The 23,494-nt window shown below is 63.1% G+C and carries 20 protein-coding genes and 1 tRNA gene; 14 read left to right on the top strand and 7 right to left on the bottom strand.

Annotation, left to right across the window (positions count from 1 at the left end):
• Positions 1–3 precede the first annotated feature (3 nt).
• Positions 4–318 carry an antibiotic biosynthesis monooxygenase gene (locus FJ434_RS22510; RefSeq protein ID WP_140751690.1) on the top strand — a complete coding sequence of 105 codons (315 nt, stop codon included), beginning with the start codon at positions 4–6 and terminating at the stop codon, positions 316–318.
• A 12-nt stretch (positions 319–330) separates the two neighbouring features.
• Here the strand turns inward: FJ434_RS22510 and putA are convergent, their stop codons facing one another.
• Positions 331–3,939: a bifunctional proline dehydrogenase/L-glutamate gamma-semialdehyde dehydrogenase PutA gene (gene putA / locus FJ434_RS22505; RefSeq protein WP_140751747.1), complete on the bottom strand. Its 3,609-nt coding sequence runs from the start codon at positions 3,937–3,939 to the stop codon at positions 331–333.
• A gap of 161 nt (positions 3,940–4,100) precedes the next feature.
• Between putA and FJ434_RS22500 the strand changes: the two genes are divergently transcribed.
• On the top strand, positions 4,101–4,553 hold the full coding sequence (locus FJ434_RS22500; RefSeq protein ID WP_140502695.1) for an Lrp/AsnC ligand binding domain-containing protein: 453 nt from the start codon (positions 4,101–4,103) through the stop codon (positions 4,551–4,553).
• 1 nt (position 4,554) lies between these two features.
• Here FJ434_RS22500 and FJ434_RS22495 read toward each other — a convergent pair whose 3' ends face one another.
• A complete protein-coding gene (locus FJ434_RS22495) occupies positions 4,555–5,754 on the bottom strand; it encodes a cytochrome c peroxidase (RefSeq protein WP_140751688.1) in 1,200 nt (399 codons plus the stop codon).
• Between the two features lie 7 nt (positions 5,755–5,761).
• Entirely contained in the window at positions 5,762–6,211 is a 450-nt protein-coding gene (locus FJ434_RS22490) for a FixH family protein (RefSeq protein ID WP_140502693.1), read from the bottom strand.
• Positions 6,212–6,362: 151 nt separating this feature from the next.
• Between FJ434_RS22490 and FJ434_RS22485 the strand changes: the two genes are divergently transcribed.
• Positions 6,363–7,286, top strand: coding sequence for a sugar kinase (locus tag FJ434_RS22485; protein ID WP_140751686.1), 924 nt, complete (start codon positions 6,363–6,365; stop codon positions 7,284–7,286).
• A gap of 5 nt (positions 7,287–7,291) precedes the next feature.
• Here FJ434_RS22485 and FJ434_RS22480 read toward each other — a convergent pair whose 3' ends face one another.
• From FJ434_RS22480 to FJ434_RS22470, 3 genes are all read right to left on the bottom strand, one after another.
• On the bottom strand, positions 7,292–8,314 hold the full coding sequence (locus FJ434_RS22480; RefSeq protein ID WP_140502690.1) for an aldose epimerase family protein: 1,023 nt from the start codon (positions 8,312–8,314) through the stop codon (positions 7,292–7,294).
• 85 nt (positions 8,315–8,399) lie between these two features.
• Complete coding sequence (locus FJ434_RS22475; RefSeq protein ID WP_140751685.1) at positions 8,400–9,857, bottom strand: NAD-dependent succinate-semialdehyde dehydrogenase; 1,458 nt, start codon at positions 9,855–9,857, stop codon at positions 8,400–8,402.
• 183 nt (positions 9,858–10,040) lie between these two features.
• Complete coding sequence (locus FJ434_RS22470) at positions 10,041–10,991, bottom strand: AEC family transporter (protein WP_140711377.1); 951 nt, start codon at positions 10,989–10,991, stop codon at positions 10,041–10,043.
• A 257-nt stretch (positions 10,992–11,248) separates the two neighbouring features.
• Between FJ434_RS22470 and FJ434_RS22465 the strand changes: the two genes are divergently transcribed.
• The 9 genes from FJ434_RS22465 to FJ434_RS22425 all read left to right on the top strand — a co-directional run bounded on the left by FJ434_RS22465 (position 11,249) and on the right by FJ434_RS22425 (position 19,664).
• The gene (locus FJ434_RS22465; RefSeq protein ID WP_348640980.1) at positions 11,249–12,046 is read left to right on the top strand and encodes a tetratricopeptide repeat protein; all 798 of its coding nucleotides are present in this window, start codon (positions 11,249–11,251) and stop codon (positions 12,044–12,046) included.
• Between the two features lie 100 nt (positions 12,047–12,146).
• A complete protein-coding gene (locus FJ434_RS22460) occupies positions 12,147–12,695 on the top strand; it encodes a histidine phosphatase family protein (protein ID WP_140711375.1) in 549 nt (182 codons plus the stop codon).
• Between the two features lie 306 nt (positions 12,696–13,001).
• A tRNA-Met gene (locus FJ434_RS22455) sits at positions 13,002–13,071 on the top strand.
• Positions 13,072–13,427: 356 nt separating this feature from the next.
• The gene (locus tag FJ434_RS22450; protein ID WP_181166081.1) at positions 13,428–14,573 is read left to right on the top strand and encodes a slipin family protein; all 1,146 of its coding nucleotides are present in this window, start codon (positions 13,428–13,430) and stop codon (positions 14,571–14,573) included.
• A 173-nt stretch (positions 14,574–14,746) separates the two neighbouring features.
• A complete protein-coding gene (locus FJ434_RS22445) occupies positions 14,747–15,040 on the top strand; it encodes an acyl carrier protein (RefSeq protein WP_027029416.1) in 294 nt (97 codons plus the stop codon).
• 55 nt (positions 15,041–15,095) lie between these two features.
• Positions 15,096–16,286, top strand: a complete 1,191-nt coding sequence (locus FJ434_RS22440) for a beta-ketoacyl-ACP synthase (RefSeq protein WP_140751683.1) — start codon at positions 15,096–15,098, stop codon at positions 16,284–16,286.
• Between the two features lie 44 nt (positions 16,287–16,330).
• Positions 16,331–17,602 carry a beta-ketoacyl-ACP synthase gene (locus FJ434_RS22435; RefSeq protein WP_140751681.1) on the top strand — a complete coding sequence of 424 codons (1,272 nt, stop codon included), beginning with the start codon at positions 16,331–16,333 and terminating at the stop codon, positions 17,600–17,602.
• 36 nt (positions 17,603–17,638) lie between these two features.
• Positions 17,639–18,667, top strand: a complete 1,029-nt coding sequence (locus FJ434_RS22430; RefSeq protein ID WP_140751679.1) for a zinc-binding dehydrogenase — start codon at positions 17,639–17,641, stop codon at positions 18,665–18,667.
• A 13-nt stretch (positions 18,668–18,680) separates the two neighbouring features.
• Positions 18,681–19,664: a lipid A biosynthesis lauroyl acyltransferase gene (locus tag FJ434_RS22425; RefSeq protein WP_181166080.1), complete on the top strand. Its 984-nt coding sequence runs from the start codon at positions 18,681–18,683 to the stop codon at positions 19,662–19,664.
• A gap of 70 nt (positions 19,665–19,734) precedes the next feature.
• Here the strand turns inward: FJ434_RS22425 and FJ434_RS22420 are convergent, their stop codons facing one another.
• On the bottom strand, positions 19,735–20,163 hold the full coding sequence (locus tag FJ434_RS22420) for a L,D-transpeptidase (protein WP_140751677.1): 429 nt from the start codon (positions 20,161–20,163) through the stop codon (positions 19,735–19,737).
• A 216-nt stretch (positions 20,164–20,379) separates the two neighbouring features.
• Between FJ434_RS22420 and FJ434_RS22415 the strand changes: the two genes are divergently transcribed.
• Entirely contained in the window at positions 20,380–21,660 is a 1,281-nt protein-coding gene (locus FJ434_RS22415) for an acetylornithine deacetylase/succinyl-diaminopimelate desuccinylase family protein (RefSeq protein ID WP_140751675.1), read from the top strand.
• Positions 21,661–21,821: 161 nt separating this feature from the next.
• Positions 21,822–23,300, top strand: a complete 1,479-nt coding sequence (locus FJ434_RS22410; RefSeq protein ID WP_140502677.1) for an ABC transporter substrate-binding protein — start codon at positions 21,822–21,824, stop codon at positions 23,298–23,300.
• The last annotated feature ends 194 nt before the right edge of the window (positions 23,301–23,494 follow it).

Below are 23,494 nucleotides of genomic sequence, written 5' to 3'. Positions count from 1 at the left end.
CCCATGTATATCGCCATGAACCGCTTCAAGGTGCGGACCGGCTCCGAGGCCGAGTTCGAAGCCGTGTGGAAGAACCGCGATTCCAGCCATGCCGAGATGAAAGGCTTCCGCGAGTTCCATCTGCTGCACGGTACGGTCAACGAGGCCGAAGGCTACACGCTTTTTGCCTCGCATACGGTCTGGGCCAGCCATGACGATTTCGTCGCCTGGACCAAGTCGGAGAATTTTCGCGCCGCCCACCGCAATGTCGGCACGACAAAGGTCCACTATCTCGGCCACCCGCAATTCGAGGGCTTTTCCGTTGTCGAAGGCGCGTAAGCATCGACCAGTCTATGCAGCGGCCAACAGGCTGGCATTGCCGCCCGCTGCCGTCGTGTCGACGCAGACCGCCCGCTCATGCGCATAGGCCGCCGGATTGAGCACCTCGCTGACCAGCGGCACGATCGGCCCGCTGCGCTCGGCGATGACCTTGCGCACGATGCGCGCCGCCTCGGGCGTGCCTGAAAAAGCAACGACATCGACGCGCAGCGAGCGCGCCTCGACCGGATCGGGGCGGCCATCGATGGCCGCCAGCGGCAGGCCTTTCCCCGTCAATACGGAGAGGGTAGCCGGGGCACCTGGCGCCACCGCCAGCACCGCATTGCCGGCGGCGAGCGCCTGGATGGTCTGGGCTAGCAGCGTGTCGGCGTCCGGCCCCAGACACAGCACCCGGCCGCGCGGCGACAGCGACAGCGTGTTGGCCTCGCCGGTCGGGCCAGGCAAATCGACCTGGCCGAAATCGATGCTGGCGGCGGCACCGATCGCGGCCGCGCCCTTGCCACGCAGATGCTTCCTCAGGATGGCGATCCGGTCCGGCCGCGTCGACCAGCCGCCAAGTGCCGGATCGGGCAGATTGTCGGCAAGCTCGGTCGCCGTAACCTTGTGGCCTTCGCCAACTTCCGTGCCTGCTTCCGGCCCCTTGCGGAAGCGCCTGACATAGTACGGGCCGCCTGCCTTCGGCCCGGTGCCGGAGAGGCCCTCGCCGCCAAATGGCTGCGAACCGACGACGGCGCCGATCTGGTTGCGGTTGACATAGATGTTGCCGGCATGGATGCCGTCGACGAAATGCTGCACACGCCCCTCGATGCGGGTGTGCAGACCGAAGGTCAGGCCATAACCCTTGCGGTTGATGGCGGCGATGACGCTGTCGATCTGATCGGCGTCGAAACTGGCGACGTGCAGCACCGGCCCGAACACCTCGCGCTCCATCTCCTCGATGCCCTTGACCCGGAAGACATGCGGCGCGACGAAGCGGCCGTCCTTGGGGGCTTCCAGTTTGGCGATCAGCCGCCCTTGCAGCCCCATCGTCGTGCAATAATCGCGGATCGAGGCCTGCGCCTCGTTGTCGATGACCGGCCCAATGTCGGTCGAGATCAGCCAGGGATCGCCGACATTGAGCGCCTCCATGGCGCCCTTCAGCATCTCCAGCATCTTCTTCTCGACGTCTTTCTGCACATAGAGCACGCGCAGCGCCGAGCAGCGCTGGCCGGCACTCTGGAAGGCCGACGCCAGGATATCGCGCACCGCCTGTTCGGGCAGCGCGGTAGAATCGACGATCATGGCATTGAGACCACCGGTCTCGGCGATCAGCATGGCGTCCGGCACCGCGGTCTCGGCCAGTTGTTTTTCGATCAGCTTGGCAACCTCGGTCGACCCTGTGAAGCAGACGCCGGCAATACGCGGATCCGCAGTCAGCGGGCCACCGACCGATGGGCCGTCGCCGGGCAGGAGCTGGATGACGTCCTCCGGCACACCGGCCTCGCGCAGCATCTCGACGGCGCGGAAGGCGATCAGCGGCGTCTGCTCAGCCGGTTTGGCGATCACCGAATTGCCGGTGACGAGTGCTGCCGCGACTTGGCCGGTGAAGATGGCGAGCGGGAAATTCCATGGCGAAATGCAGACAATGGCGCCGCGCGCTTGCGTGCCCGCCTCGGCATTCGCCGCCTCGGTGGCGTAATAGCGCAGGAAGTCCACGGCCTCGCGCACCTCGGCGACGCCGTCTGCCAACGATTTGCCGGCTTCGCGCGTAGCGAGCGCAAAGAACTCGACGGCATTGGCCTCGTAAAGGTCAGCCGCGCGGTTGAGGATGCCGGCACGCTCGGCGACCGGCCGTTTTGCCCAGGCCGGCTGCGCCTCCACCGCGATGCGCACGGCGGTCGCGACTTGCTTGGCGGCGGCCTCGTGAACCATGCCGACGACCTCGGAAGGTTTTGCCGGATTGACGATCGGGCGCTGCTTGCCGTAGCCGGCGGCGCGCGTGATCGGCTTGGCGTGCCAGCGATCGGGACCCGCGAATGCCGCTTTGGCCTGGTCGATAGCAGCCAGCGTCACCGCATCGGTAATGTCGAACCCTTTCGAGTTGCGACGGCCCGCGCCAAATATCTGGGAAGGCCGGGCAATCGCCGGATTGGCGGCAGTACCCTGGCGTTCGACCGTTTCCAATGGATCACGCGCGATGTCCTCCGGCTTGACGTCCTCATCGGTCAGCTGATGCACGAAGGAGGAATTCGCCCCGTTCTCCAGCAGTCGACGGACCAGATAGGCAAGCAGGTCCGAATGCGCGCCGACCGGCGCATAAATGCGGCAACGCGTGCCCTCCGACCGGCGCACGGTTTCGTGCAAGGCCTCGCCCATACCGTGCAGGCGCTGGAATTCGAAGGTGTCGCGGTTGTCCGCCATCGACAGAATGGCGGCGACGGTGTGGGCATTGTGGGTGGCGAATTGCGGATAGATTCGGTCGGTCATCCCAAGCAGTTTTTTCGCGCATGCGATGTAGGAAACGTCGGTGTTGGCCTTGCGCGTGAACACGGGATAGCCTGACAGTCCGAGTGTCTGCGCCCGCTTGATCTCGGTGTCCCAATAGGCACCCTTGACCAGACGGATCATGATGTTGCGATTATGCTTCTTGGCCAAGGCATAGAGCCAATCGATGGTGAAAGCCGCGCGCGGACCATAGGCCTGCACGACGACACCAAAGCCGTTCCAGCCGGCGAGTTCCGGTTCGGCCAGCACCCGCTCGATGACGTCGAGCGACAGATCCAGACGATCCGCCTCCTCGGCATCGATGTTGAGGCCCATCCGCGAATACCGTGCGGCCAGAGCCAGCGACAACAGCCGCTCGGCCATCACAGGCAGCATCTTTTCCTTCTGCGCCACCTCGTAGCGAGGATGCAGCGCGGAGAGCTTGACCGAAATGCCGTGGTTGTACCGGATATCTGGCCCGTTCGAGCCGGCATCGAGCGAGGAAATGGCGTCGGCATAGGCCTTGTGGTAGCGCAAGGCGTCGGCCTCGGTGCGAGCCGCTTCGCCCAGCATGTCGAAGGAATAGAGATAACCCTTCTGGGTCATCGGCCGGCCGCGCTTGACGGCTTCCGCGATCGTGCGGCCAAGCACGAATTGTTCGCCCATCTCGCGCATGGCGGCGGCCACCGCCTTGCGGATGACGGGTTCGCCCAGCCTTCGCACCATCGAGCGCAGCGTGCCTTCGATGCCCCCCTCGCCTTCGTCGAGCACCCGGCCGGTCAGCATCAATGCCCAGGTCGAGGCATTGACGAAAATGGAACTCGAACCACCGGAATGCGCCGACCAGTCGTGCGGCGCGATCTTGTCGGCGATGAGATCGTCCATCGTCTCGGTGTCGGGCACGCGCAACAGCGCCTCGGCCAGGCACATCAGCGCCACGCCTTCCTTGGTGGAGAGACCGTAGGCGGAGAGGAAGACCTCCATCAGCCGGGGATCGGTGGAGCCCCGTACCGCCCGCACCAGGTCGGCCGCGCGGGCCGAGATCGCCTTGCGGTGTCCGGCAGAAAGCCCGGTCGCCTCGGCCAATCGCTTAACCGCTGCGTCTTCGTCGGGCAAATAATTGGCACGGATCTGCTGGCGGATGGCGTCGAGCGGCATGGCGGTCCTATGAGCAAGCATAAGGGAGCGGCCGGCGGTCACCGGACCGAATAGCGCAAGCTAGCACAAGTGCCAGATTTCAGGCGGTCTGAAAAAATCGACACGGCAGCTCAATCGACTTATCATGTTGCTGAAAATTGCTGATTCAGGCTGCGGTTTCGATGACAGAAGACCAATTAGACCGCATCGACAGGAACATCCTGTCGGCATTGGCCAGCAACGGCCGGCTTTCCATGTCGGAACTGGCCGCCAGGGTCGGCTTGTCGAAGACACCGGTGCAGGCGCGGGTGAAGCGGCTGGAGAAGGACGGCTATATCAGGGGATACCAGGCGATCATCGACCGCGAACGCATGGGCGAAGGCCATGTCGCCTTCGTCCAGGTGAAATTGTCGGACACCCGATCCGCCGCGCTCGATGCCTTCAACCGGTCCGTACAGGCCGTGCCGGAGATCGAGCAGTGCCACATGATGGCGTCGAGCTTCGACTATCTCCTGAAGGTCCGCACCCGCGACATCGCCGCCTACCGCCGCGTGCTCGGCGAGCGCATCTCGGCCCTGCCCCACGTCGCCCAGACCTCGACCTTCGTGGCGATGGAAACGGTGAAGGATAGGTAACCTATTCCGACAACGTCTTCAGGAACGCCACCAGTGCGGCGCGCTCGTGGTCGGACAGCTCAAGCGGGTGAATTTCAGAGGTGCCCTCAACACTTCCTGCTGCTTTGGCGTAGTGTGCCACAACCTCGTCGAGCGATGAAAACTGCCCGGCATGCATGTAAGGCGGACGCGTCGCCGCACCGCGCAGTGACGGCGTCTTGTAGGCGCGCACAAGTTCCGGCGCATCCTTGACCATGAAGCGCAGTTCGCCGCAGGCACTGGCGTCGCCATCGCGATAGGCGCCGAAGCAGTTGAACGGGTCGGCCTCGACTTGGGCCACCGCATCGACGCGCCCACGATCCGCCGGCAGGCCGGCAACAGGCGGCACGCCCGTGTTGTGAAAACCGTTGTCGCTCAAGCGCGGGCCGTTGTGGCAGGTCACGCAATTGGCCTTGCCGATGAACAGTTTCAGCCCAAGGATTTCTTCTTGCGAAAAGGCCGCATCGCCTTTCGGCTCGGCACCTGTGGCAAGGTCCAGTGCAAAGCGGTCGAAGCGCGTCGGCGACGGCTCGATCGAGCGTTCGAAAGCGGCGATCGCCTTGCCTATATTGGCGTAGACGCGGTTCACCGCATCACGCTGCGCGCCGCTCATCGCGTTCCAGGCTGTCCTTTCGGCATCGCTTCCGAGCGGGCTGGCATTCGGCGGAATGCCGGACATATCAGGCAATGGCCCGAAGATCCGCTCATAGCGTTCGCCGAAGCGTGTCTTCATGTAACGCGCATAGGCGGTGCGGTTTCCAGCCTGTTCCAACGGGTTTTCGAGGGGGGTCAGCGCCTGCGCCCACAAGCTATCGCGACGTCCGTCCCAGAAGAACCAGGGGTCGCGCGCCACACCGGCCAGTGGCATGGTGCGCCGGTTGGTGCGCCCAACGCCGACCGCCTGCGGCAGGTCGTCCTGGAACTGGCGGTCGATCTTGTGGCAGGTCGAGCAGGACACCGTACCGTCGCGGCTCATCCCGACGTCGAAGAACAGCGTCGAGCCAAGTGCGGCGGCGGCTGGCACATCCGCAAAGCGATTGGTGGTGTCCGGCTTCAGCGCTGGCAGTGTGTTCAATGCCAGCGAAGCAATCATTTTCTTCTCGGCATCGGAAAAATCCGGCTTGCCGCAACCGGCAAGGATGGCCGCCACCGTCAGCGCAAAAAAGCAGAAAAAGCGCCTCATCGACCGCTCACAGCACCACGTTGAACAGCACGGTGTCGGAGCCCGCGCCGGACGATATGGCGAAACGCAGTTGCCACCAGCCGCTCATGGTGAATTTCACCCCTTCGATGCGGTAGCGTCCCTCGCCCAGATAATCGGTCGCCTGCGGGCTGGTCGGCAGACCGTGATTGTGTTGCGGCATGCCGCCGGAGATGGTGATCGCGGCTCGCTCCACCGAAGCCCCTGTCTTTGTCTTCAGCGTCAGCAGCCAGGATTCCAGCTCGCCCTGCCGCACCACGCCGCGTTCCGGCACGAAACTCGCTACGTACAATCCATTGTCGGTTTTCTTGGTCCGCGAGACATCCGGGCCGACGGGCTGTGCCGAATGCGGCGCCGTCAGATAGACGGCCGCGAGAACGCCGACCAGCAAAGCAGCCAGACCAAGACCTGCCAGGAAATAACGCCATAATGATGCCAAACCGGTTCCTCTTCTGCGGATAACGTTCTGCCGGGCGGATCGCATCCCGCCAGCCTGTGGGAAAACGCTGTGGCGGAAAAAAGCCTGCTTGCCAAGCATGGCGCTGCGTCCGCCAAAAAGCTACAGCACCGAAATCACTGGAGGATTGCAGATGGTGGGAAACGGCGTCGCCTCGATCGGCGAATGCATGCTCGAACTGTCGGGACAGACCGGCCCGAACTGGCGCATGGGCTTTGCCGGCGACACGTTCAACACGCTGTGGGCGCTGCATGCGCTGAGCGCTGACCGGCCGGCAACATATGTCTCGGCCTTCGGCGACGACCCCTTCTCACAGGGCCAGATCGCCTTCTTCGCAGAAAACGGCATCGGCATCGGCTCCAGCCCGGTCGTACCGGGCGCGCGCCCCGGCCTCTATGCGATCACGCTGACCGGCGCCGAGCGCTCCTTCACTTACTGGCGCGGCGACGCCGCCGCCAGGCAGCTCGCGTCGGATCCAGCGGCGTTGTCGAAAAACCTGGAAAATCAGGCGCTTGTGTATTTTTCCGGAATCACTTTGGCAATTCTCGACGAGGCCTCGCGCAAGGCACTGCTGGTTGCCGTGGCTAAGGCACGCTCGGCGGGCTCGCTGATCGCCTTTGATCCGAATTATCGGCCACGGCTCTGGCGCCGCCGCGAGGATTCGCAGGCAGCGATCGTCGAAGCGCTCGCCGTCACCGACATTGCATTGCCGACTTTCCCGGACGAACAGATGCTGTTCGGCGATGACACACCGCAGGCGACCGCTGATCGCCTCGGTCAATTGGTCAAGGAGGTCGTGGTCAAGAACGGCGAAGCGCCGGCGTTGATTGCCGAGGGTGGAGCGCTGCGGGAGGTCGCCGCAATCCATGTCGCGGAGCCCGTGGATACGACAGGTGCCGGGGATTCCTTCAATGGCGGCTATCTCGCCGCACGGCTTGCCGGGTTTGGTCCGACGGACGCTGTCCGCCACGCGCACCGCGTTGCCGCTGCCGTGGTGCAGGTCCGCGGGGCGCTAGCGCCGTTCGAGACGCTACGAGCGGCGTTCGACAAGCCCTGAAAAAGCTAACTCTGCCGGAAGCGATATTCGGTCACGTGGTGGTAGATCGCGCCCGGCCATAGCGTCGCCTGCGGGAAATAGGGCCGGTTCGGCGCGTCCGGCCATATTTGCGGCTCCAGGCAGAAGCCGCTGAAGGCCTTGTAATTCCGTCCTTCCAGACCGATGCGCGGCGTCACATATTGCCCGGTGTAGAGCTGGACACCGGGCTCCGTGGTCCAGACTTCCATCTCGACGCCGGAATTCGCTCCTTGCACCCACGCTGCCTGCTTGAGCGGCCCGCGCGCCGCGGCCAGGCAGAAATTCTGGTCGTAGGGCAGCTGTTCGCCCTCGGTCTCCATGCGCAGCGGCCGCGCCTGACGAAAATCGAAGGGCGTGCCGTCGACCGGCTTGACCACGCCGGTCGGGATCATGTCGCCGTCGACAGGCAGATAGGCGCCGGCGTTCAGCATCATCCTGTGGTCGAGAATGTCGCCCGTGCCGCCATCATCAAGGTTGAAGTAGGAATGCTGGGTGAGATTGCACGGCGTCGGCTCCTCGCAGGTCGCCGTCAGTTCGACGCTGAGCGTGCCGGGAATTTTCAGCCGGTAAGTGCAGGTAACGTCGAGCGCGCCGGGAAAGCCCATCGCGCCATCGGGATCGTGCAATGTCAGCGTGACGAAGTCCCTGCCATGCAGTGAAACCGCCCATGGACGGTGCGAGTAGCCTTGCGAGCCGCCATGCAGCGTATGCTTGTCCAGGAAGTTGCGCTCGGTCTGGTAGCGGTTGCCGCCAATTGTGAAGCGGCCGTCGCCGATGCGGTTGGCGTAGCGCCCAACCACTGCCCCGAAGAAGCCGGTGTCGGTCTCATAGGCCTCCAGATTGTTGTAGCCGAGGACCAGCGGCGCGTCGTGCCCGATCAGGCGCAGGTCCTGGACGATGGCGCCAAGCCCGATGACGTTGGCGCTGAGGCCGCCGCCCCTGATCGTAAAGCGGCGGATCGGTTCGCCTGCCTGCGTCGTGCCGAAAACCTCGCCGTCCTTCATCATCATGCCCGCAAATGCCAGTGGATCCAAAGGACTTCGGCTGGTTGTTCAGCCTGGGGCAGGTTTACCAGCCTGCCCCAACACCAGCCTATCAGAGGCCGAGGCCGCCGATGCACACATATTTGGTATCGAGGTAATCCTCGATGCCCTGATGTCCGCCTTCCTTGCCAAGTCCGGATTCCTTGACGCCGCCGAACGGCGCTTCCGGAGTGGTGATCAGCCCTTCATTGACGCCGACCATACCGTATTTCAGGCCTTCCATGACCCGGAAGGCGCGGCCGAGATCGCCGGTGTAGAAATAGCAGGCAAGGCCGAACTCGGTGTCGTTGGCGAGCGCGACGGCCTCTTCCTCGGTTTCGAACTTGAACACGGGCGCGACTGGGCCAAAGATCTCTTCCTTCATGAAGCGCATTTTCGGCGTCGCGTTGGCGATGACCGTCGGCTGGAAGAACGAGCCGCCCAGCGCATGGCGATGACCGCCGGCGACGACCTTGCCGCCCTTCGAGGTGGCATCGGCGATCAGCTCCTCGACCTTCTCGACCGCCTTCTCGTCGATCAGCGGCCCCTGCTGGACGCCCTCTTCGAGGCCGGAACCGACCTTCAGGCCGTTGCTGGCTGCAGCGAGCTTCTCGACGAACTTGTCGTAAACACCGGCCTGGACGAGGAAGCGATTGGTGCAGACGCAGGTCTGGCCGGAATTGCGATATTTGGCGGTGATCGCGCCGGCCACGGCACGCTCGACATCGGCGTCGTCGAAGACGATGAACGGCGCGTTGCCGCCGAGTTCCATCGACACCTTCTTGACGGTGACCGACGATTTCTGGATCAGGATCTTGCCGACCTCGGTCGAGCCGGTGAAGGTGATCTTCTTGACCAGCGGATTGGCGCAGATCTCGTCGCCAATCTCGCCGGCGGCGCCGGTCAGGATGTTGACGACGCCCTTGGGAAAGCCGACTTCCTCGGCCAGCGCTCCCCAGGCGAGACCCGAATACGGCGTCTGCGAGGCCGGCTTGACCACGGCGGTGCAGCCTGCGGCAAGTGCGGGACCGAGCTTGCGGGCCAGCATCGAGGACGGGAAATTCCACGGTGTGATGGCGGCAATGACGCCGACCGGTTCCTTGGTCACCAGGATGCGACGGTCCGCCCATGGCGAGGGCACGACGTCGCCATAAGTACGGCGGCCTTCTTCGGCGAACCACAGGATGTAGGCGGCGGCCGAACCGATCTCGCCCTTGGACTCGAACAGCGACTTGCCCTGCTCGATGGTGAGCAGTTCAGCCAGCACGTCCTGATTGTCCATCATCGCATCATGCAGCTTGCGCAGCAGCTTGGAGCGTTCGAGCGCGGTCGTCTTGCGCCAGGTATTGAAAGCTTCGTCGGCCGCCTCGATGGCGCGGCGTGTCTCTGCCTTGCCCGACTTCGGCACCGTGCCGATCTTGAGGCCGGTGGCTGGATTGTTCACATCGACCGTCTGGCCGCTGTCGGCCTGCACCCATTCGCCGTTGATGAGATTGGCCTGGCGCATGAAATGGCTGGTTTTCTGAAGCATGGTCTAGCCTCCGTTCGGCGCTCACGGGCCGCTATCTGGATGTCTTCGGTAAAGCGCAGGCAGGGCCGCACGCTGGAGCCATTGCTCTTAACCTAGGGAAAGCCTCGCAAGCAATCGCAAGATGGCATATAGGGGTTGGACCAGCGCAAGACGAGAGCGGGGTGGCATGCGCCGTCGTCAATCTCACCCGAAGACATGCAGGACCACCATCAGCCAGAAGGCGGTGGTGAGGACCGCGCAAGCCGTGGCGATGGTCATCTGGTTCGATGCCAGCGCCTGGCCGGTGTTGAACTGCACGGCGATGAGATAGGAATTGATGCCGGACGGCAGCGCCGCCACCACGACCGCCACCTTGGCAGTCAACGGTGGCAGGCCGAGCAGCCAGACGAAGGCAAGAACCAGCGCCGGCATCAGGAACAGCTTCAGCGCCGAAAGCGCCAGGGCCGGCCGGACATTGCCTGATATGCCGAAGCGGCGCAGGCTGAGCCCCATGGCAAACAGCGCCACCGGCCCGGCCGTATTCGCCAGCGCATCGACCAGCCGCATGACGAGACCGGGCAACGGCACGCCGCTGAGCCGCCATGCCAGCCCCAGGATAATGCCGATGATCAGTGGGTTGATGAACAGCCGCCTCAGGAAGCTGCGGATGACGCGCAACGGATGCACATGGTCGCCGCTGCCCCGGCCGAACATCTCGAACAGCACGATCGAAGCCATCATCATGATCGGCAGATGCACCGAGACCAGCAGCGACAGCACTTCGAAGCCGCTCGGACCAAATATGCCAAGGATGAAGGGGGCACCGAGCAGCACCACATTGGAATAGGCCGATGACACCCCGCCGACGACCCCGGCGCGTGCATCGCGACCAAAGATTCGCGTGGTGACGACATGGCCCGCCGCCCAGGTGATCGCCACGGCGGTGAAATAGGCACCCCATAGCGGCCATGGTGCCACGCCATGGAAATCGGCCTTGACCATGGTCTGGAACAGAAGCAGCGGCATTGCCACGGAGACCGCGAAGTCGGATATCCCCTCGCCGCTCGCCGGTCTCAGATAACCTGTGTACCCGGCGAGATAGCCGAGCGCGACAAGACTGAAGACGAACAGGACGGTTTCGGTGAGCGGAGACATTTTTCAGGGATAGGCGAGCCACGGTCGCGGCGCAATCGCGCCCGAATTTGATCATCGTCGGCTGCCAGGGTTATAGAGGGCTTGGATCATCAGGGCGGAAGGACAAATGACCTCTGTCGAAACCTCGAAACTGCGTCTTTTCCGGCGTGCGTGGCTGACGTTGTTTGTCGCCATGCTTGTCTCCGTTGCCGCGTCGATGCTTCGGGCTGCCGAGGCAAAAGACCTCAAGGGCGTGGCGCTGATCGTCGGCCAGTGCATTGACGGTGTTCACCAAGCAGCGCTTCCCGATGGATTGGGCGTCGGCGCAGAACAATCTCGGCTCGATCTACCAGACGCTTGGCCAGCGCACCCGCGACGCATCCAGGCTGGAGCAGTCGGCCGCGGCATTCCAGGCGGCCCGCCAGGTCTATGTCAGACGGAAATTTCCCCTCGATTGGGCGATGAGCTACTATAATCTCGGCAACACGCTCCAGCTTCTTGGCAGCGTGACGGACAAGCCCGAACACTACAGCGAGGCGATTGCCGCCTACCGCCATGCCTTGCGCGAGTACAAACGCGAGACCAATCCGCGGCAATGGGCGCTGAGTCAGGCTGGCCTCGGCTCGACGCTGCATTGGTTGAGCATGAGCAATGCCGACCCCAGGACCTTGCAGGATTCGATCGCCGCGCGGCGTGCGGCGCTTGAAGTGCTGACCATCGAGACGGCACCCGTCGACTGGGCCAACGCCCAGAACGGTATCGGTATGAGCCTCCTCAACCTCGGCAACATCGAACGGACCGGCAAATATCTCGATAACGCCGAGGCGGCTTTCACGGCGACGCTGAAAGTGTTCACCAGGGAAAGTCAGCCCATGCAGTGGGCCCTCGAACAGAACAACCTTGGCGACATCCACTGGAACCGCGCCAGCTATGGCGGCGGCAAGCCGGAATACCTCAAGGCGATCGCGTTCTTCGAGAACGCCAAACAGGGCTTTACCGAAGCCGGCTACACAATCCCCATCCCGCTCACCGACCAGAAGATCGATCTGGTGAAGCAGCAGCTCGCCAAAAAGTGAGGCTTGAGACGCGGCCGACGCCCGGCTTGTCTTTGTGCCCGCTTTCCAATCTCTATATGCGAATGGTTGGAGCCCGATACGGACTCATGGAAGGGTGGCGATGATCCGGTTAGCCTTGGCGTTGTTCCTGCTTGTCGTCCCCGCCGCCGCGCACGCGACGGACGCCGGCTGGGCGCTGCTGCGCGACGGCGGCCATGTCGTGCTGCTGCGCCACGCCATGGTCACCGGCACCACCGACCCGGCCAATTTCGAGATCGGCAATTGCGCCACCCAGGTCAATCTGTCGGCGCGCGGCAAGCAGCAGGCAAGCAAGATCGGCGCCCTGTTTGCCGCCCGCGCGGCTCCCATCGAGCGCATTCTGTCCAGCCGCTACTGCCGCTGCCTCGACACGGCGCGCACCGCCTTCGAGGCCGAGCCGGAGCTTTTTGCACCCCTCGATCTTTTGAAGAGCGATGCGGCGGAGAAGGCGGCGCAGATCGCGGCGGTGATGAAGGAAATCCGCGCCTATACCGGTTCCGACAATATGGTCATGGTCACCCATCTCGAAAACATCGTGGCGCTGACCGGCGTATCGCCGCGCGAAGGCGAAGCAGTGGTGGTCGAGCCGCAAGGCGACGGCTTGCGCGTGCTCGGCCGCGTCACCTTCTGAGACCGCAACTCCCCGATCGCAGGCGCGGCAACCGGTGTTGCCGAAATGCCACCGCCGCAAGAAGCCGCGATTTGGCCGCGACAATGCCGCTTGCGACAACCCGTCGCAGGGGCTATAGGCGCGCTCCCGGTCACGAAAACCGAAGCGAGCACAACGGTTGGAGCTTTCGTCTCCGCCCGTGCAGGCGGCTTTGCCGCCCTGTATACGGCGCAGCTTTGGGGATTGGGATCGCGGATGTAGCTCAATTGGGAGAGCGCCGGACTTAATCCGGAGGTTGTGGGTTCGAGTCCCGTCGTCTGCACCACGGATAGCTCAGTTTGGTTAGAGCATCAGACTCATAATCTGATTGTCGAAGGTTCGATTCCTTCTCCATTGGCCTGATAAGCCAGCACCCTGCCAGGTGTTATCTGAAAACGGTCCGGGGACTGGAATGCTGAAGACCTGACGGACGGCCGAAGCCTTCGGGCCAAAGCCGTATCGAAAGGTCCGATGCCATCGGCTCGCGGCCAGGCTCGCGGTGATGGTCAAGGCGCAGCGTCGCCGGCAAGGGAGGTTTTGGCCTCCGGCGCCCGCTTCGCTGCCCCGCGATCCGCTCCCGAAGGCCCGCCACGGATTGATGCCACCAGTCCCTGGATCATTCGTGCCGGAATTCGAAGCGAAACGAGAAACGAAGGGAAGATCGACGCATGACGTGACGCCTCGCATGGGGCCATGCCCGACAGGAGTAAGACAATGACGACTATTCTCGACAAGGTTCTTGGGCGCGAGCGCGTCCTCGTAAGGGAAAACGAACGTGCCCTCACCCTCCACAAGGGGGAGATCAAGGCTGTCCTGCTGCCGGGTGAGCACTGGCTCGCCAACCGGAACCAGAGCCTTGAGGTGTCCCGGCACGATTTGAAGAACCCGGAATTCGTTTCGGCGTACGAGAAGGCGTTGTTCGACAAGCTCCCGGACGTGGCTGCGCGTCATTTTACCGTCATCCGTACCGGACGCACGGAAGTCGCCGTCATCGAGCGTGACGGCAACCTCCATTCCGTGCTGGCGCCGGACCGCAAGCTGGTGCTGTGGACCGATGCCGGACCGTGGAAGGTGATGGTGGTCGACACCTCGGCCGATCTTGCCATCGATCCGGCGGTCATGCGCCGGCTCGGCCAGGCTCGGAAGGCGGAATTGATGTCCGTTCACCCCGTTGTCGACGGCCAGGCCGGGCTGCTGTTCATCGACGGTGTCCTTGTGCGGACACTTGCCGCTGGCGTGCACGGCTTCTGGAACGTCGGACGGATGGTGCAGATCAAGGTCGTCGACCTCAAGCGCCAGTCGCTCGACGTCGCCGGGCAGGAAGTGCTGACCAGGGATCGCGTCACGATCCGAGTCAACATCGCCGCCGAATACCGGGTCGTCGATCCGGTCAAGGCGGTGAGCGCGGTGAAGGATTTCTCCGAGGCCCTCTACCGTGCCCTGCAGTACGCCTTCCGCAAGACGTTGGGCGCGCTCACCCTCGACCAGATCCTTGAAAAGAAGGTGACGGTCGACGAAGAGGCGGCGGCCAAGGTCCGGGCCGACATGGCCGAGATCGGGGTCGAGGTCAGCGATATCGCGCTCAAGGATGTCATCCTGCCGGGCGAGATGCGCGAGATCCTCAACCAGGTGGTTTCGGCCGAAAAGCAGGCCGAGGCCAACGTCATCCGCCGCCGTGAGGAGACGAACGCCACGCGTTCCCTGCTCAATACTGCCAGGGTGATGGCGGAAAACCCGGTGATGCTGCGGTTGAAGGAGCTCGAGGCTCTGGAAACCATCGCCGGCAAGGTCGAGCGGCTGACTGTCCACAACGGAACGGGCGGGCTGCTGAACGACCTGGTCAAGCTCCGCGACAGCTGAGCTTACGTTACGTCAATGGAAGAGCCGCCGGGTCAACCGGCGGCTCTTCTTGCGTTTCCTGGGCGCCCTGCCCATCCGCGCCCGGCTATCAGGCCTTTTCCTGCCGGAAAAAACCGATTAGACAGCGCCCAAACGAATGCGGACAGATTCCGCCCGCAAAGAAGGAAAAGCCCTTGTCCACCACGAACTCCACCACGTTCGACAAAGTCGCCAAGATCATTGCCGATACCAGCGAGATCGATATCGACACGATCACGCCCGAGAGCCACACCATTGACGATCTCGGTATCGACAGTCTCGACTTCCTCGACATCGTCTTCGCCATCGACAAGGAATTCGGCATCAAGGTGCCGCTGGAAAAGTGGACCCAGGAAGTCAATGACGGCAAGGCTTCGACCGACGATTACTTCGTCATGAAGAACCTGTGCGCCAAGATCGACGCGCTGGTTGCCGCCAAGACCGCCTGAGGTCATCAGGGCGCGTGACTTGACGCGCTCCGCCGCCTGACCCACAAAGCCGCCCATGAGCAGCCCCCACGACGTCGTCATCACAGGTATCGGCCTTGTTTCCTCGCTGGGGGAAGGTCCTGACGCCCATTGGCAGAAGCTGGCGCAACCCGGCCGGGAGCCGGTGCTCGAAGCCGCGCGCTTTGCACCCTACACCGTCCATCCGCTGCCCGAGATCGACTGGAACCTTCAGATCGCCAAGCGCGGCGACCAGCGGCAGATGGAGACATGGCAGAGGCTCGGCACCTATGCCGCGGGCCTCGCCCTGGACGATGCCGGCATCAAGGGCAATGACGAGCTGTGCACCACCATGGACATGGTCGTGGCAGCCGGCGGCGGCGAGCGCGACGAAGCGGTCGACGCTGACATTCTCGCCGCTTCGGAAAGCCGCAACGACCGCGACGTGCTGCTCAACGAGAAGCTGACCACAGAGCTGCGCCCAACTCTGTTCCTGGCGCAGCTTTCCAATCTGCTCGCAGGCAACATCTCCATCGTCCACAAGGTGACGGGCTCGTCGCGCACGTTCATGGGCGAGGAAGGCGCCGGCGTCGCCGCCGTCGAGACGGCGGCCGCGCGAATCCGCTCCGGCCAGTCGACGCACATCCTGGTCGGCGGCGCCTTCCAGACTGAACATTCCGACATGCTGCTCGGCTATGAACTGGCCGGTTATCTGCATCGCGGCCCGTGGAGGCCTGTCTGGCAAAGGCAGGGCGCCGAGGGCGGCGGCGTGGTGTCAGGTTCCGGCGGAGCCTTCCTGGTGCTTGAGCAGCGCGAACACGCGGCAAGCCGCGGGCGCAAGATTTACGCGGAGCTCGGACAAATCGTGTCCGGCCGCGCCAGGCGGTCGCGCGGAGAACTCGACGCCGAGATCGCTCTCCTGCTTAAACAGGCGGCGCCGCCGAACGGCAAGCTGCTCGCCATGTCCGGCGCGTCCGGCGCACATGCGGCAACCATTGCCGAGAAATCAGCGCTCGATGCCGATCCGGCAATCGCCACGCGCGGTTTCTCGACGCTGACCGGGCATATGAAGGAAGCACAGTTCCCCTTCGCCGTGGCGCTGGCGGCATTGGCTGTCGACCGCAAGGCCGCCTACCCTGTTTTTGACGCTACGGCCGAAAAGCCATTCGAAGGCATTCCCGCGAGCGTCCTTGCAACGGCGATCGGCTATCACCAATTCGAGGGCATGGCGCTGGTCAACGCCGCCTGAGGCGCGTTTCGCGATCATGCCGCAGAGATGAGAGGGGCTCCCGGATGGCCAAGTTCAGAGATCACATGGGCAGGCCCGTTGTCGCCGTCACCGGCATCGGGGTTGTGACCTCGCTCGGCGTCGGCAAATCAGATAATTGGGCAGCACTGACTTCGGGCAAGTCGGGCATTCACCCGATCACCCGTTTCCCGGTCGATCACCTCAACACGCGTATCTCCGGCATGGTCGATTTTCTGCCGTCGAGCTCCAAGGGAGCAAGCCTCCTCACCTATGAGCTTGCGGAAACCGCTGCGCAGGAGGCCGTTGGCGAAGCCGGCCTGAATTCCGGTGATTTCGGCGGCCCTCTGTTCCTCGCCTCGCCACCGGTAGAACTCGACTGGCACGACCGCTTTTCGCTCTATAATTCCGACAAGCAGGATTCCGGCGCCGAAAGGCTGCTGCGTGTGGCGCGCGGCCTGAAGGAGCTTGATGTTTTCGAAACCACCCAGTTCGGTTCGATCGCCGACCGGCTCGCCGACCGGTTCGGCACGCGCGGCCTGCCGATCACGCTCTCGACAGCTTGCGCGTCCGGCGCGACCGCCATCCAGCTCGGCGTCGAGGCGATCCGCCGTGGAGAATGCGACCGGGCCCTGTCGATCGGCGCCGACGGTTCGGCAACCGCCGAGGCGCTGATCCGCTTCTCGCTGCTGTCGGCTCTTTCCACTCACAACGACAATCCGGGAAAGGCTTCCAAGCCGTTTTCCAAGGACCGTGACGGCTTTGTGTTGGCGGAGGGGTCCGGCGCTCTGGTGCTGGAATCGCTGGAGGCGGCGCTCGCCCGTGGGGCCGCCGTTCTTGGCATCCTCAGCGGGTGTGGCGAAAAGGCCGACGATTTCCACCGCACCCGCTCCAAGCCGGACGGTTCGCCGGCGATTGCCGCTGTCCGGGCCGCACTTGCCGATGCGGGCCTCGGCGAAGACGAGATCGACTATGTCAACGCCCACGGCACCTCGACGCCGGAAAACGACAAGATGGAGCACCTATCGCTGTCGACGGTGTTTGGCGAGCGCATCGGCTCTATGCCGATCTCGTCCAACAAGTCGATGATCGGCCACACACTGTCGGCGGCGGGCGCGGTCGAAGCGGCGTTTTCGCTGATGACGATGCGCGAAAGCGTCATTCCCCCGACCATCAATTATGACAATCCCGACCCTGCGATCGTGCTCGACGTCGTGCCGAACAAGAAGCGCGATGCGCAGGTTTGCACTGTACTGTCGAACTCCTTCGGCTTCGGCGGCCAGAACACTTGCCTTGTCATGGCGCGGGAACCGGTCTAAGCGAGCCCTTTCCGCTTAACAGAACCGACAGGCTCCATGCGCGCACTGCAACTTATCGAGGACCGCCGCCTTGAAACGGTGGACCTGCCACCCCCGCCACCCCCCGCGCTTGGCGAAGTCACGCTGCGCATCAAGGCAGTGGCGCTGAACCATATCGACGTCTGGGGCTGGCGTGGCATGGCCTTCGCCAAGCGCAAGCTGCCGCTGGTCGTCGGCGCCGAGGCTTCCGGCGAGGTTGAGACGGTCGGTCCCGGCGTTTCCAGCCTGCTTCCCGGACAATTGGTGTCGATCTACGGCGCGCGCACCTGCGGCCTCTGCCGCGCCTGCCGCGAAGGCCGCGACAATCTGTGCGAACATGTTTCGGGCGTTCACGGCTTCCATCTCGACGGCTTCGCGCAGGAGAAGATCAACCTGCCGGCGCGCCTGCTGGTCCCCGCCCCGCCCGGCGTGACCGACATCGGGGCCGCGGTAGCACCCGTTACTTTCGGCACCGTCGAGCACATGCTGTTCGACAATGCCAGGCTGCAGCCCGGCGAGACGATCCTTGTCCATGCCGGCGGATCGGGCATCGGTTCGGCGGCTATCCAGTTGGCCAAGCGGATGGGCTGCACGATCATCACCACGGTCGGCTCGAACGACAAGATCGACAAGGCCAAGGCGCTCGGCGCCGACCACGTCATCAACTACCGCGACGACCGCTTCGAAGGCGTCGTGCGCAAGCTGACGAAGAAGAAGGGCGTCGACGTCGTGTTCGAGCATGTCGGCACCGACACCTTTGCCGGCTCGATGCTGTGCCTGAAGCGCGGTGGCCGCCTGGTGACCTGCGGCTCGACCTCGGGCGTGTCGACGCAGATCAACCTGATGCAGCTCTTCCAGCAGCAGTTGAAACTGCTCGGATCCTTCGGTTGCCGCATGGAGAACATGGCCAACGCCATGCAGAAGATGGCCGTGGGGCAGGTCGCGCCGGTCATCGACACCGAGGTCGGCTTCGACGATATCGATGCCGCGCTGAAGCGCATGGAAGGCCGCGACGTCTTCGGCAAGATCGTCCTGCGCGTCGCCTAGAGCCTCGATTTCCGTGCTCAAGAAACTTCGCCGCGATCTGACATTTCGCTATGGCAGACAACTGCGCCAGATGAATTACTGGCTTGTCGCGCGCGCGGCGATGATCATCATGTCGCTGCTGCGCCTGCTGCCGGTCGACAGCGCGCTGAATTTTGCCGACCGCACGGCTCGCCTCATCGGCCCAAGGGTCGGACGCCACCAGGTCGCCATCGACAATCTGCGCAAGGCCTATCCGGGAAAGAGTGATGGCGAAATCCAGGCCATCGCCTCCGACATGTGGGGCAACATGGCCCGCCTTGCCGCCGAATACATCTTTTTGGACGCCCTGTTCGACTATGACCCCGCCGCCGGCAAGCCGGGTCGGGTTGAGGTCAAGGGAACAGAGCACTTCGTCGAGATCGCGGCCGAGAAGCAGCCGCATATCGTCTTCACCGGCCATCTCGGCAATTTCGAGCTGCTGCCGGTGGCGGCCGCGACCTTTGGCATGAACATCACGGCGCTGTTTCGGCCGCCCAACAACCCCTACCTGGCCGACTACATCCTTTCGACAAGGCGATCGACCATGGGAGGCTTGCTCCCTTCGATGGCTGGCGCCTCGTTCGCGCTGGCGGGAGTCTTGGAGAATGGCGGCAATATCGGCGTTCTCGTCGACCAGAAATTCTCCAACGGCCTGGACACGACCTTCTTCGGCCGTCCCTGCCAGAGCAACCGCGTGCTCGGCACCCTTGCCCGTCACTATGACTGCGATGTCTACCCGGCGCGTTGTGTCAGGTTGCCAGGCAACCGCTTCCGGCTCGAGATTGAGGACAAGCTGGTCTTGCCGCGCACGGCCGACGGCAGCGTCGACGTCCACGCCACCACCCAGATGCTGAACGACGTCGTCGAGCGCTGGGTGCGCGAGGATCCCGGCCAGTGGATGTGGTTCCACAAAAGGTGGGAGATCAGCAACTGGCGGCGAAAAAAGCGGCCGAACCCGGCTCCCGCCTCAAACACCTGAGCAAGCCGCTGGCGGGAACGTGGGTTCCTCCGCCAGCAGACAAAGCCAATATCAGTGAACCGCCAATTGCCTAATTGGTGACGACAATACGCGTATTGCCGAATCCGACCTCGCGCACCATCGAATAGAAGGTTGCGGCATTTGCCGTATGCAGCCTCACGCAGCCATGCGAAGCCGGGCGGCCGAGCTGCCTGACGGCGCCTGTTCCATGGATGGCATAGCCGCCATGGAAGAATACGGAATAAGGCATCGGCGACATTTCGTATTTGCGCGAATACCACATCCGCGCCGTGCGTTGCGGCCGGTAGGTGCCGCGTGGCGTGAAATAGCCTGGCCGAGCGGTCGACACGGCCCACCGATAGACCGAAACGCCATAGCGGACCGTCATTGTCTGCGACGACACGTCGATATTCGCCACCAATGTGGCCGCCTCACTTGCGACCGATGCGCCAAACAGCGCAACAACCAATACTGCTGCCTTGAGAAATGACATTTTCATGCGATCAAACCCCTTTGATTGCCCCTTGCCTGCTCGCCATCACGTTCTTTTTCACCTTTTTAATGGCGGTGAACGGATAACACACAGTCCTTGATCAATTCGCCAATCCAAAGCAGCTAATTTGAACGATTTCCCGCGATAGTTGCCGCAGGGACGCGCTGCACGGATTGATCGACGGGCTTGCAAAACCACGGCGATCGCTGCTCAAATCGCGGCATGAACGAGCGACTCCTCAAGGCAATCGATATCAGGCGCGACGAATTGGTGGCGCTGACCGCCGACCTGATCCGTTTTCCGACCGTCAATCCACCCGGCGAAGCCTACAGGCCATGCGCCGACTATATCAGTGCGCGGCTAAGGAAACGTGGCTTTGAGACCGAGTTCATCCGCGCCGAAGGCACGCCCGGCGACACCGATCGCTATCCGCGCGTCAATGTCGTCGCCCGTTTCGACGGCCGGTCACCCGGCGCCTGCGTCCATTTCAATTCGCATATAGACGTGGTTGAGGCCGGCGAGGGCTGGACCGTGGATCCCTTTGCCGGCGTCGTCAGGGACGGCAAGGTCTATGGCCGCGGCGCCTGCGACATGAAGGGCGGCCTCGCCGCCTCCATCATCGCTGTCGAAGCCTTCATGGAAGTCTTCCCCGACTTTCCCGGCGCCATCGAGATTTCGGGCACGGTCGATGAGGAGTCCGGCGGCTTCGGCGGCGTCGCCCATCTGGCCAGGCTCGGCTATTTCTCGAAACCCAAGGTCGACCACGTCATCATCCCCGAGCCGTTGAACAAGGACCGCATCTGCCTTGGCCATCGCGGCGTCTGGTGGGCGGAGATCGAGACCAAGGGAGAGATCGCGCACGGTTCGATGCCGTTTCTCGGCGACAATGCGGTGCGCCACATGGGCGCCGTCCTGCGGGCCTTCGAGAACGAGTTGTTTCCGGCGCTCGACCGCAAGATCACGCGCATGCCGGTGGTGCCGGAAGGCGCCAGGCGCTCGACCATGAACATCAACTCCATCCATGGCGGCCAGACCGAGGATTTCCGGCCCGGCCTGCCCTCGCCCAACGTGCCCGATTCCTGCCGGCTGACCATCGACCGCCGCTTCCTGCTCGAGGAGGATCTCGCCACGGTCAAAGCCGAAGTGACCGGCATTCTCGACCGACTGAAGCGCGAGCGCGAAAAGTTCGATTATGAAATCCGCGACCTGATGGAAGTACTGCCGCTGATGACCGAGCGCGATGCGCCCGTGGTCAAGGCGGTGGCGCAAGGCATTCATGCGATCTTCGACCGCGAGCCCGACTACGTCATTTCGCCCGGCACCTACGACCAGAAGCACATTGCCCGCATCGGCCACATCTATGACTGCATCGCCTACGGACCCGGCATTCTCGATCTTGCCCACCGGCCGGACGAGTGGGTCGGCGTATCGGACATGGTGGAATCAGCCAAGGTGATGGCGATCGGGCTCAACGTGCTGCTGCGTGGCACTGCCACGGAATAACCCAGCATCGCGACAAGCTTCGACCTGCCGACAGGGCTGGCACGGCAGAAACATTCCCGGCCATCCTGCCCGGCAGCACGAAACGCAATTTACTCCCGCGCGAAATCACGCTTCTATCGCCCGGTTTGAGCACGTGTCCTGAACGCATGGGGAGTTGCACGATGAGACTGTGGAAAACCATTCTGGCCGCGGCGGTCCTTGCGCTGGCCGCCGGAAGTCAGGCCGTTGCGGCCCGGACCGACCTGGTCATCGGCATTCCGCTCGAACCGCCCCATCTCGATCCAACAGCGGGCGCTGCGGCGGCGATCAAGGAAGTGCTCTACGCCAATGTCTTCGAGGGTCTGACCCGGATCGGCCCCAATGGCGAGGTTCTGCCGGATCTGGCCGAGGGCTGGACAATTTCCGATGACGGCAAGATCTATACGTTCAAGCTGCACACCGGCGTCAAATTCCACGACGGCGCCGATTTCAGCGCCGACGATGTGAAATTCTCGCTCGACCGGGCCCGCGCCGACAATTCGGTCAATGCGCAGAAGGGCCTGTTCGCAGCCATCGACAAGGTCGAGATCATCGATCCGGCAACGGTCAAGATCACGCTGAAGAACCCGCAAGGGTCTTTCCTCTACAATATGGGATGGGGCGACGCGGTGATGGTGTCCCCCAAATCCGCCGATACCAACAAGGAAAAACCTGTTGGCACCGGCCCGTTCAAATTCCAGAACTGGGCCAAGGGATCATCGATCACTTTGGTAAAAGCCGACCATTACTGGGGCGCTCCGGTGTTCCTCGACAAAGTCGAGTTCCGTATCGTGCCGGATGCCGCGGCCTATGTGCCGGCGCTGCTGTCCGGCGACATCCAGGCCTTCCCCTTCTTCGATCCCGACAGCCTGGCACAGGTCAAGGACGACCCGCGTTTCAAGGTGGTGATCGGCTCGACCGAGGGCGAGACCATCCTGGCGATCAACAACAAGAAGCCGCCTTTCGACAAGCTGCAGGTAAGGCAGGCGATCTCCTACGCGCTCGACCGCAAGGCGATCATAGACGGCGCCTCGGCCGGCCTTGGCCTGCCGATCGGCTCGCATATGTCGCCAGCCAACAAGGACTATGTCGACCTCACCGGCCTCTATCCGCACAACATCGACAAGGCCAAGGAGTTGCTGAAGGAAGCCGGGCTGGAGAACGGCTTCAAGGCAACGCTGAAACTGCCGCCGCCCAGCTATGCACGGCTGGGTGGCGAGATCATCGCCTCGGAACTTCGCGATGTCGGAATCAACCTCGAAATCATCCCGGTCGAATGGGCGCAGTGGCTGGACCAGGTGTTCACCAAGAAGGACTACGACCTGACCATCGTCTCCCACACCGAACCCAACGACATCGATATTTATTCGCGCAAGGACTACTACTTCAACTACGACAATCCGACCTTCGACAAAATAATCGCCGACCTCAACCTCACCTCCGACGAAACCAAGCGCAAGGAACTGCTTGGCGAGGCACAAAAGATCCTGGCCGACGACGCCGTGGTCGGCTTCCTCTACGAACTGCCCAAGATCGGCGTCTGGGACGCCAAATTGCAGGGATTATGGGAAAACGCGCCTATCCAGGCCAATGATCTCACCAAGGTGAAGTGGAGCGAGTGAGGCTTGTGGTGCGGCAGCGGTTGCGCGGGACTGCCCTTCTCCCCTTGTGGGAGAAGGTGGATTGGCGCAAAGCGCCAAGACGGGTGAGGGGTGCTGGAACAAACTCAACCTGCAATTCGTCCAGTACCCCTCATCCGACCTCGCTTCGCGAGGCCACCTTCTCCCACAAGGGAAGAAGGAAGAACGCCACGCTC

Source organism: Mesorhizobium sp. B2-5-13, from assembly GCF_006440535.1.
In the GTDB taxonomy this organism is placed as follows: domain Bacteria; phylum Pseudomonadota; class Alphaproteobacteria; order Rhizobiales; family Rhizobiaceae; genus Mesorhizobium; species Mesorhizobium salmacidum.
The sequence above is the reverse complement of the archived record's forward strand: the minus strand, read 5'-3'. Positions and strand labels throughout refer to the sequence as shown.

Excerpts from the sequence above, each read along its gene's own strand:
- FJ434_RS22415 (WP_140751675.1), top strand. The coding sequence starts at position 20,380 with ATGAACGAGCGACTCCTCAAGGCAATCGATATCAGGCGCGACGAATTG.
- FJ434_RS22420 (WP_140751677.1), bottom strand. The coding sequence starts at position 20,163 with ATGAAAATGTCATTTCTCAAGGCAGCAGTATTGGTTGTTGCGCTGTTT.
- FJ434_RS22485 (WP_140751686.1), top strand. The coding sequence starts at position 6,363 with ATGGTGGGAAACGGCGTCGCCTCGATCGGCGAATGCATGCTCGAACTG.
- FJ434_RS22410 (WP_140502677.1), top strand. The coding sequence starts at position 21,822 with ATGAGACTGTGGAAAACCATTCTGGCCGCGGCGGTCCTTGCGCTGGCC.
- FJ434_RS22495 (WP_140751688.1), bottom strand. The coding sequence starts at position 5,754 with ATGAGGCGCTTTTTCTGCTTTTTTGCGCTGACGGTGGCGGCCATCCTT.
- FJ434_RS22460 (WP_140711375.1), top strand. The coding sequence starts at position 12,147 with ATGATCCGGTTAGCCTTGGCGTTGTTCCTGCTTGTCGTCCCCGCCGCC.
- FJ434_RS22440 (WP_140751683.1), top strand. The coding sequence starts at position 15,096 with ATGAGCAGCCCCCACGACGTCGTCATCACAGGTATCGGCCTTGTTTCC.
- FJ434_RS22480 (WP_140502690.1), bottom strand. The coding sequence starts at position 8,314 with ATGATGATGAAGGACGGCGAGGTTTTCGGCACGACGCAGGCAGGCGAA.
- FJ434_RS22435 (WP_140751681.1), top strand. The coding sequence starts at position 16,331 with ATGGCCAAGTTCAGAGATCACATGGGCAGGCCCGTTGTCGCCGTCACC.
- FJ434_RS22475 (WP_140751685.1), bottom strand. The coding sequence starts at position 9,857 with ATGCTTCAGAAAACCAGCCATTTCATGCGCCAGGCCAATCTCATCAAC.
- FJ434_RS22470 (WP_140711377.1), bottom strand. The coding sequence starts at position 10,991 with ATGTCTCCGCTCACCGAAACCGTCCTGTTCGTCTTCAGTCTTGTCGCG.
- FJ434_RS22430 (WP_140751679.1), top strand. The coding sequence starts at position 17,639 with ATGCGCGCACTGCAACTTATCGAGGACCGCCGCCTTGAAACGGTGGAC.
- FJ434_RS22450 (WP_181166081.1), top strand. The coding sequence starts at position 13,428 with ATGACGACTATTCTCGACAAGGTTCTTGGGCGCGAGCGCGTCCTCGTA.
- putA (WP_140751747.1), bottom strand. The coding sequence starts at position 3,939 with ATGCCGCTCGACGCCATCCGCCAGCAGATCCGTGCCAATTATTTGCCC.
- FJ434_RS22510 (WP_140751690.1), top strand. The coding sequence starts at position 4 with ATGTATATCGCCATGAACCGCTTCAAGGTGCGGACCGGCTCCGAGGCC.
- FJ434_RS22500 (WP_140502695.1), top strand. The coding sequence starts at position 4,101 with ATGACAGAAGACCAATTAGACCGCATCGACAGGAACATCCTGTCGGCA.